Raw genomic sequence first — 10489 nt, forward strand, 5'->3', positions numbered from 1 at the left:
TCAGGAATCTCCAAACTCGCTGTCGATGAAGTCGAAGAGCTCCTGGCTGGTCGCCGATTCGAGCTTCTCGGCGATCAGCTCCCCGGCCGGCTCGTCCGCGCCCGCGCCGGCGAGCTTGGCGGCCAGCGCCCGGAGCCGGTCGGCGGCCCGCCCGGCGGCCGGGCCGGTGACGCCGAGGTCGATGACCGCCTCCAGCCGCGCGAGCTCGTCCATGAGCGGCCGGGCCGCGTCGTCGTCGTCTCCCAGGAGCTCCGTCCGCAGGTATCCGGCCATCACCGTGGAGGTCGGATAGTCGAACACGAGGGTCGCGGGCAGCCGCAGGCCGGTCAGCGCACCGAGCCGGTTGCGCAGCGACACGGCGGCCAGCGAGTCGAGGCCCAGCTCGGTGATGCCGCGCAGCGGGTCCACCGCGTGGGGGCCCGCGAACCCGCCCGCCGCGGCCACTTCGGTGCGGACCAGGTCGAGCAGGATCCGGTCCTGTTCGGGCCGCGGGACCGCCTGGAGGCGGGCGCGCAGTTCCGCGCCGGCCTGGTCGCCCGTCCCGGACCGTCCGGCCCGGCGCCGCCCCGGCGCCCGCACCAGGCCGCGGAGCGCGGGGTGCAGGATCCCGGCGGCGGCGTCGGCCCGCAGGTCCGCGGCCGACAGCCGCACCGGCAGCAGGACGGCCGGGCCGTCGCGCCGGCCGAGCACCGCCTCGTCGAACAGGGCGAGACCCTCGTCGCGGGCCAGTTCCTCCAGGACGCCCCGGCGCCGCCGGCCGTCCGCGGCATCGGCGGCCCAGGTGCCCCAGGCGAGGGCCTGCGCGGGCAGCCCGGCGCCGCGGCGGAACTCGGCGAGGGCGTTCACCCAGGCGTTCGCGGCGGCGCTGCCGCCCTGCCCGGGGCTGCCGAGCACCCCGGCGATCGAGGAGAACAGCACGAACGCGGCCAGGTCCCGGTCCGCCGTGAGCTCGTGCAGGTGCCAGGCGGCGACGGCCTTGGCGCCGAGGACGCCCTCGACGCGCTCCCCGGTGAGCGAGGTGATCACCCCGTCGTCGACGGCGTCGGCGGCGTGCACGACGGCGGTCACGCGGCGCCCGGCGAGCAGGGCGGCGGCGGCCTCCCGGTCCGTGAGGTCGCAGGCGGCGAACTCGGCGGCGGCGCCCGCGCGGGCCAGGTCGGCGGCCAGGCCGGCCGCGCCGGGCGCCGCGTCCCCGCGCCGCGAGACGAGCAGCAGGTCCCGCACGCCGTGCCGGGCCGCCAGATGCCGGGCGATCAGCGAGCCGAACGTTCCGGTGCCGCCCGTCACCAGGACGGTCCCGTCGCCGAACGGCGGGTCGGCGGCGTCGGCGGCGTCGGCGCCGGTTCCGGGGGCGGCCCGGGTCAGCCGCGGCACGTGCGGCCTGCCCTCCCGGACCGCGAACTGCGGTTCCGCCGCGCCGGCCGCGTCGTCCAGCAGGGCGGGCACCGCCGCCGCGGACCGTTCGTCGCCGTCCAGGTCGACGAGGGTGATGCCGCCGGGGAGTTCGGCCTGCGCCGCCTTGACCAGGCCCCAGACAGCGCTCGCCGCGATGTCCCCCGGGCGGGCCGGCGCGGTCGCGCCGCGCGTGAGGACCACCAGCCTGGTCCGGCCGCCGGCCGCGCCGCCGACGTACTGCTGGAGGTCGGCGACGATCCCGCCGACCCTGGCCGCCGCCGCGCGCCCGGTGGCGTCCGCGGCGCCGTCGTCCGGGGGCCAGGGGAGCAGGATGCCGCCGGGCCCGGCCTCGGCCACGGAGCCGGCCTCGGCGACCTGCCGTCCCGAGGCGCGCAGGGCCTCCGCCACCCCGGTGCGGTCGGTGCCGACGACCGTCCAGTGCTCCGTCGGGTCGCCTGGTCCGGTGGGCTCCCAGGGCTGCCAGCCGATCTCGTAGAGGGACTCCGGCGCCGGCGCGGTGGCGCGCAGCCCGGTCACCGGGGCGAGGGTCACCGTGTCGATCTCCGCGACGGGTTCGCCTCCGGGGTCGGCCAGCGCGAGCCGGAACGCGTCCGGGCCGAGCGGGGTCAGCCTGGCCCGGAGCCGGGTGGCGCCGGAGGCGTGGAGCACCGCGCCCTTCCACGAGACGGGGAGGCGCGGCCGCTCGTCGTCCAGGCAGGCCGCGTGCACGGCCGCGTCGAGGAGCGCGGGGTGGACGCCGAACCGTTCGGCGTCGCCGGCGCTGCCGTCGTCCGGCAGCTCGATCTCGGCGAGCAGGTCGCCGCCCGAGCGCCACAGCCGGGTGAGCCCCTGGAACACCGGGCCGTAGTCGAATCCCCGGTCCAGCGCCCGGCCGTAGCAGTCCGCGACGTCCACGGGTTCGGCGCCCGGGGCGGGCCAGGCCGGGTCGGCGCCGCCGTCCGCTTCCCGCGCCGGGCCGGTGGCGAGGACGGCGGTCGCGTGCCGGGTCCACGGGGCGGGCTCCGGGTCGGACGCACCGCCTTCGGGCCGGGAGCTGATGGAGAGGGGGCGGGTGCCGTCCGCGCCGGCGGGACCGGCCCACACGTGCAGCTGCACCGCTCCGCTGCCGGGGACCACCAGAGGGGTGTCGACGGTCAGCTCGGCGACCGCCGCGCAGCCCAGCGCGTCGCCCGCGTGGAGCGCGAGCTCCAGGAAGGCGGAAGGGGGCAGCACGACCGTGTCCTGGACCGCGTGGTCCGCGAGCCACGGATGGGCGGCGCGCGCGAGCCGGCCGGTGAAGAGGTGCCCGCCCGTGTCGGGCAGCGGCGATGCGGCGCTGAGCAGCGGGTGCCCGGCGGGCTCCAGACCGGCCGCGGCGAGGCCCGCGGTGCCGGGGCCCGCCGCGAGCCAGAACCACTCGCGCTGGAACGGGTAGGTCGGGACCTCCTCCACGCACCGTCCGCCGAGCGCCCGCAGGAGCCCGGCCCAGTCGACGGCGACGCCACCGGTCCACAGCGTGGCGAGCGCGGTCAGGAAGGTCTCGGTCTGGGCGCGGCCTCGGCGCATCGCGGGGGCGAAGACCTGGCCGTCCTCGTCGGTGATCTGCTGGGCGAGGGCGGTCAGGACGGCGTCGGGGCCAAGCTCCAGCCAGTGGGTGGCGCCCTGGGCGTGCAGGCCGGTGACCATGTCGGCGAACCGGACCGGTTCGCGGACGTGCGCCACCCAATAGGCGGGATCGGTGACCTGCGCGGGCAGCCCGTCGATCTGCGGCTCCCGGAAGGTCAGGCCGTCGATGGCCGCGGCGAAGTCGGCGAGCATCGGCTCCATCAGCGGCGAATGGAACGCGTGACTCACAGTCAGCCGCTTGACTCGAACACCCTCGGCGGCCCAGCCCTCGGCCAGCTTCTCCACGGCCTCGGCGTCACCGGAGACCACCACCGAGGTCGGGCCGTTCACCGCCGCGACCGCCACCCCCTCAGGCAGCACCCCGGCCACGTCGTCTTCGGCAAGCTCGACCGCCAGCATCGCCCCACCCTCCGGGAGCGCCTGCATCAGCCGCGCCCGCGCGGCCACCAGCGTGCAGGCGTCCTCCAGAGAGAGAACCCCGGCGGCGTGGGCTGCGGTGATCTGCCCGACCGAGTGGCCGTTGACGTAGGCGGGACGCACGCCGAGCCACTCGACCAGCCGGTAGAGGGCGACCTCGATGGCGAAGATCGCGACCTGCGCGACGCCGGTCTGGTCCAGGGAGCCGTCGGGGGTGTCGGTGAACACCGTGTCCCGCAGCGGCAGGCCGGTCAGCTCCTCCACCTCATCGAAGGCTTCGGCGAACACCGGGAAGGTCTCATGCAGTTCCCGGCCCATGCCCGCCCATTGGCTGCCCTGGCCGGTGAACAGCACCGCCAGCTCACCCGACCCTGCGGTGCCTTCCACAACGTGGTCGCCGAGCAGGACCGCGCGGTGGGTGAACACCGCCCGGCGGGCAAGCGTCGCCCCGACGTCGGCCACCGCCACGTCCTTCGCCGCAGACAGGAAGGCCCGCACACCCGCGATCGCCTCGGTGACCGCGCCGGGGGTCTTGCCCGACACCACCAGCGGCACCACCTCGGAGACCACGTCCGGTGCCGCCGCCGGGGCGGGCGCTGGTTCCTCGTGCGGCTGTTCCAGGACGACGTGGGCGTTGGTGCCGCTGATCCCGAACGACGACACACCCGCCCGCCGCGGCCGATCCGCATCCGGCCAGGCGACCGGCTCGGTCACCAGCTCCACCGCACCCGCCGACCAGTCCACATGCGGGGACGGCTCGTCCACGTGCAGCGTCGCCGGAACCACGCCATGCCGCATGGCCTGCACCATCTTGATCACACCCGCGACACCCGACGCCGCCTGAGCATGACCGATGTTCGACTTCAGGGAGCCGACATAGACCGGCAGGTCGGGGTCGCGCTCTCGCCCGTAGGTGGCGATGAGGGCCTGCGCCTCGATCGGGTCGCCCAGCGGTGTTCCCGTCCCGTGCGCCTCGACCACGTCGATGTCCTGCTCGGTCAGCCCCGCCGACGCCAGCGCCGCCCGGATCACCCGCTGCTGCGACGGACCGTTCGGCGCCGTCAGCCCGTTGCTGGCACCGTCCTGGTTGACCGCCGAGCCGCGCACGACCGCCAGCACCCGGTGGCCGTGCCGGCGGGCGTCCGACAGCCGCTCCACCAGCAGCATCCCGACACCCTCGGACCAGCCCGTCCCATCCGCCGACGCCGCAAACGCCTTGCACCGGCCATCCGGCGCCAGACCACGCTGACGGCTGAACTCGATGAAGGTCACCGGCGTGGCCATCACCGTGACGCCGCCCACCAGCGCCAGATCGCACTCGCCCGAACGCAGCGCCTGACCGGCCAGATGCAGCGCCACCAGCGATGAGGAGCACGCCGTGTCCACCGTGACGGCGGGGCCCACCAGGCCCAGGGAGTACGCCACCCGCCCGGAGATCACGCTGCCGGCTCCGCCGATCCCGATGTAACCCTCCAGGTCTTCGGGGAGATCGGTGAGTCCTGAGGCGTAGTCGTGGTACATCACTCCGGCGAACACGCCGGTGCGGCTGCCGCGCAGCGCGGTCGGGTCGACGCCGGCCCGCTCGATCGCCTCCCACGACACCTCCAGGAGCAGGCGTTGCTGCGGGTCCATCGCCAGCGCCTCGCGCGGTGAGATCCCGAAGAAGTCGGCGTCGAACTCCCCTGCTTCGTGGAGGAAGCCGCCCTCTCGCGAATACGAGGTGCCGTGGTGGTCGGGGTCGGGGTGGTAGAGCCCTTCGACGTCCCATCCGCGGTTGTCCGGGAACTGCGTGATGCCGTCGCGGCCCTCGGCGACGAGGCTCCACAGGTCCTCCGGTGTCCGGACGCCGCCCGGGTACCGGCACGCCATGCCGACGATCACGATGGGGTCGTCGGCGGCCGTCGCGGGTGCGGCGGCCGGTGCGGCGGCCGGGCGGGGGGACGCGCCGGGCAGTTCGGTGAGCAGGAAGCGGGCCAGTTCGGCCGCGGTCGGGTGGTCGAACACCAGCGTCGCCGGGAGCCGCAGGCCGGTCATCGCGGCCAGGCCGTTCCGCAGCTCGACCGCCATGAGCGAGTCGAGCCCGAGTTCCTTGAACGACTGGTCGGGGCCGACCTGGCCGAGGTCGGCGAGGCCCAGCGCGCGGGCCGCCTGCGCGCGGACCAGATCGAGCATCTCGCGGTCGCGCCGGTCCGGTGGGAGGGCGGCCAGGCGGGCGGCGAACGATCCGGGCTCCACGCGCCCGGCGGAGCCGCGGCGCCGCGGCGCGAGGTCGCGCAGCACCGGCGCGAGCGCGCCCTGGTCCGCCAGGTCCGCGAGCGCGGCCGGCTCGAACCTCGCCGGCACCAGCAGCGCCTCGTCCCGTTCCTCCCGCGTCAGGTTCACGGCGGCGTCGAAGAGGGCCAGGGCCTCGTCCACGGCCATCGGCACCAGGCCGCCGCGCGCCAGGCGGGCGGTGGCCTCCGCGCCGAGGCCGCCGGTGATGCCGCCGTCCGCCCACAGTCCCCACGCGAGCGAGAGCGCGGGCAGCCCGGCCGACCTGCGGTGCCGGGCGAGGGCGTCGAGGAAGGCGTTGGCCGCCGCGTAGTTGCCCTGGCCCGGGCTGCCGAGCAGCCCGGCCGTGGAGGAGTACACGACGAACTCGTCCAGGCCGGCGTCGCGGGTCAGTTCGTGCAGGTGCCAGGCCGCCTCCGCCTTCGGCCGCAGCACCGTGGCGAGCCGTTCGCCGCTCAGTCCGCCGATGGGCGCGTCGTCGAGCACTCCGGCGGTGTGCACGACGGAGCGGAGCGGACGGTCGGCCGGGACCGTGGCGAGCAGCGCGGCGAGGGCGGCCCGGTCCGCCACGTCGCACGCCTCGATCCGCACGTCCGCGCCGAGTTCCCGCAGTTCCGCCGCGAGCTCCCGGGCGCCGGGCGCCTCCATGCCCCGCCGGCTCGTGAGCAGGAGATGGCGCGCGCCGTGGTGCTCGGCGAGGTGCCGGGCGAGCGCGGACCCGAGCAGCCCCGTGCCGCCGGTGATCAGGGTCGTGCCCGGCCCGGCATCGGCGGCCTCGGCGGGGTCGGCGGGCGGCGTACCGGCGGGCGTCCGCTCCAGCCGCGGGGCCGTCACCTGGTCGCCGCGCACGATCAGCTGTGGTTCGCCGGTGGCGAGCAGGCCCGCGAGGGTCTGATCGGGCAGTTCGGTGTCGGTGTCGATGAGGACGATCCGTCCGGGGTTCTCGGCCTGCGCGGATCGGGCCAGCCCCCACACGCTCGCGGTCACGAGGTCGTCGGTGTCCCCCAGCAGCACCAGCGGCTGCTGGTGCCCGGACTCCAGCACTGCCTGGAACACGTCGAGCATGGCCGTCAGCTCGGTGCCGAGCTCAGCCGCCGGGGCGGGAGTCACGGTGAGCACGACGGTGGCGTCCGCCGGCACCAGGCCGTCGCCGGTCGCGGCGGTCAGCTCGGCGGCCCCGGCGTACCGCGCGAACGCCGGGGCGTCCACGCCGTCCGGGACTTCGACCGGTGCCCGGCCCAGCCGGAACACGCGGGCACCCGTCCGGGGCGAGCGGATCCGGTCGCCGCTGAACGGCCGGGTCACCAGGGAGCCCACTGAGATGACGGGGGTGTCGAACTCGTCGGCCAGATGGAGGCTGACGGTGTCGGGGCCGGCGGGGGCGACCCGGACCCGGAGGGTTCCGGAGGCCCCGGCGGTGTGCAGTTCGACGTCCGACCAGGAGAACGGCACTCCGGCGCTCGCGAGGCCGCCGGCGCCGATCGCGTGCAGCGCCGCGTCCAGCGCGGCGGGGTGCAGGCCGTAGCCTGTGGCGTCGCGCCGCAGCGGCTCGTCCAGCCGGATCTCGGCGAGGATCGCGCCGTCGTGGCTCCAGGCGGACCGGAGGGCGCGGAACGCGGGGCCGTATTCCAGGCCGAGTTCCGCCATCCGCTCGTAGAGGCCGTCCAGGCTGACCGGCACGGCCTCGGCGGGGGGCCATTGCGCCCAGTGCGTCTGCGGTGCCCGCGCCGCGGAGGTGCGCAACGCGCCCGAGGCGTGGCGGGTCCACTCGGCGAGGTCGGCGGGCTCCGCCGGACGGGAGTGGATCTCGACGGTCCGGCGGCGCTCCGCGTCCGGGGCCGACACGACGACTTGGAGCTGAACTCGGCCCTGCTCCGGGACGACCAGGGGGAGCTCCAAGGTCAGATCGCTCAGGACGCCGCAGCCGACCGCTTCACCGGCCTGGAGCGCCAGTTCCAGGAAGGCGGTGCCGGGCAACAGCACGGCACCCCCGATCCGGTGGTCGGCGAGCCACGGGTGGGCGGCCAGGGACAGCGTTCCGGTGAGGATCCGTGCTTCGGTGTCGGCGGGATCCACTTCGGCCAGCAGCAGCGGATGGTCGAGGGCGAGGAGCCCCGCAGATCCGACCTCCGCGCGGTCGGTGCCCGCGTCCAGCCAGAAGCGCTGCCGCTGGAACGGGTAGCCGGGCACATCTTCGGCGGGACGGCCGCCCCAAGGGGCGAACAGCGTCGGCCACGCGACCGGCACGCCGTTCGTCCACAGCGTGGCGAGCGCGGTCAGGAAGGTCTCGGTCTGGGGGCGGCCTCGGCGCATCGCGGGGACGAAGACCTGGCCGTCCTCGTCGGTGATCTGCTGGGCGAGCGCGGTCAGGACGGCGTCGGGTCCAAGCTCCAGCCAGCGGGTGGCGCCCTGGGCGTGCAGGCCGGTGACCATGTCGGCGAACCGGACCGGTTCGCGGACGTGCGCCACCCAATAGACGGGATCGGTGACCTGCGCGGGCAGCCCGGCGATCTGCGGCTCCCGGAAGGTCAGGCCGTCGATGGCCGCGGCGAAGTCAGCGAGCATCGGCTCCATCAGCGGCGAATGGAACGCATGACTGACGGTCAGCTGCTTGACCCGCACGCCGTCGCCGCGCCACTGCTCGGCCAGTTGCTCCACGGCCTCGGCGTCACCGGAGACCACGACCGAGGTCGGGCCGTTCACTGCCGCGACCGCCACCCCCTCAGGCAGCACCCCGGCCACTTCGTCTTCGGGAAGCTCGACCGCCAGCATCGCCCCACCGGGCGGGAGCGCCTGCATCAGCCGCGCCCGCGCGGCCACCAGCGTGCAGGCGTCTTCCAGGGACAGGACTCCGGCGGCGTGGGCGGCGGCGATCTGCCCGACCGAGTGGCCGTTGACGTAGGCGGGACGCACGCCCAGCCACTCCACCAGCCGCCACAGCGCCACCTCGATGGCGAAGATCGCGACCTGGACGACGCCGGTCTGGTCCAGGGAGCCGTCGGGGTTGTCGGTGAACACCGTGTCCCGCAGCGGCAGACCGGTCAGCTCCTCCACCTCATCGAAGGCTTCGGCGAACACCGGGAAGCTGTCATACAGCTCGCGGCCCATGCCCGCCCACTGACTGCCCTGACCGGTGAACAGCACTGCCAGCCGGCCCGATGCCGTGCGGCCTCGGACGATCTGCTCGCCCAGCACGACCGCCCGGTGGTCGAACACGGCCCGGGAGAGCAGCGTCAGCCCGACGCCCAGCCGCGAGCCTTCGGCCCCGTCGAGGAGGCGTCCGACCTGCTCCTCCACCGCCGGTCCGGTCGCGGCCGAGACGATCCACGGCACGACGGGCGGTTCGGCCTGCTCCTCCGCTTCGACGGGCTCGGGGGCCGGGGCCTGCTCCAGCACCACGTGCGCGTTCGTGCCGCTCATCCCGAACGACGAGACGCCGGCACGGCGGGGCCGGTCCGTCTCCGGCCACGGCTTGGCCTCGGCCGCCAGCTCGATCGCGCCCGCCGTCCAGTCCACGTAGGGCGACGGCTCGTCGATGTGGAGGCTGCGGGGCACCGTGCCGTGCCGCATCGCCTCCACCATCTTGATGACGCCGCCGACTCCGGCGGCGGCCTGGGTGTGCCCGATGTTCGACTTGAGCGACCCCAGCAGCAGCGGCCTGCCCTCGTCCCGGCCCTGCCCGTAGGTGGCGAGCAGCGCCTGCGCCTCGATCGGGTCGCCCAGCCGGGTGCCCGTGCCGTGTGCTTCGACGACGTCCACGTCGCGGCCGGACAGCCCCGCGAATTCCAGCGCGGCCCGGATCACCCGCTGCTGCGCCGGGCCGTTCGGCGCGGTCAGCCCGTTGCTGGCGCCGTCCTGGTTGACCGCCGAGCCGCGCACGACGGCCAGCACCCGGTGGCCGAGCCGCTGGGCGTCCGACAGCCGCTCCACCAGCAGCATCCCGGCGCCCTCGGCCCAGTTGGTGCCGTCGGCGGCCGCGGCGAACGCCTTGCAGCGCCCGTCGGCCGCCAGGCCGCGCTGGCGGGTGAACTCGATGAAGGGGGCGGGCGTGGCCATCACCGTCGCGCCGCCCGCGAGCGCCATGTCGCATTCGCCGGCGCGGAGCGCCTGGCAGGCGAGGTGCAGGGTGACGAGCGAGGACGAGCAGGCCGTGTCGATCGTCACGGCCGGGCCCTCCAGGCCGAACACGTACGCGACCCGGCCGGAGGCGACGCTTCCCGCGGCGCCGGTGCCCATCAGGCCGGTCAGATCGGCGGGGATGTCCCTGACCCGGGAGACGTAGTCGTGGTGGATGAGCCCGGCGAACACGCCGGTGCGGGAGCCGCGGAGCGTCGTCGGGTCGATGCGGGCCGCCTCGATCGCCTCCCAGGACGTCTCCAGCAGCAGCCGCTGCTGCGGGTCCATCGCGAGCGCCTCGCGCGGCGAGATCCCGAAGAACGCGGGGTCGAAGCGGTCGGCGTCGAGCAGGAAGCCGCCCTCCCGCTGGCCCGTGGTGCCGGCCGACTCGGGATCGGCGTCGAAGAGGGCGTCGAGGTCCCAGCCGCGGTCGGCCGGGAACGGGGAGATCGCGTCGCGGCCCTCGGCGGCCAGCCGCCACAGGTCGGCGGCGGAGCGGACGCCGCCGGGGAACCGGCAGGCCATGCCGACGATGGCGATCGGCTCCCGGTTCCGGTCGTCGAGCTCCTTCAGCCGCAGCCGGGCGTCCCGGGCGTCGGCGACGGCCCGCTTGAGGTATTCGCGGAGCTTTTCCTCGTTCGTCGGCATGGTTCCTCGCAGCTCT

General features: G+C 75.5%; 1 protein-coding gene. It reads right to left on the bottom strand.

Translation table 11 applies throughout. The features are described 5' to 3' along the window. Positions 1-10473 carry an SDR family NAD(P)-dependent oxidoreductase gene (locus ABTW95_RS30090; protein ID WP_500228051.1) on the bottom strand — a complete coding sequence of 3491 codons (10473 nt, stop codon included), beginning with the start codon at positions 10471-10473 and terminating at the stop codon, positions 1-3. Positions 10474-10489: the final 16 nt, after the last annotated feature.

Source organism: Spirillospora sp. NPDC127506 (assembly GCF_040302145.1).
GTDB lineage: Bacteria > Actinomycetota > Actinomycetes > Streptosporangiales > Streptosporangiaceae > Spirillospora.

Coding starts and splice junctions, on each gene's coding strand:
- ABTW95_RS30090 (WP_500228051.1), bottom strand. CDS start 10,473: ATGCCGACGAACGAGGAAAAGCTCCGCGAATACCTCAAGCGGGCCGTC.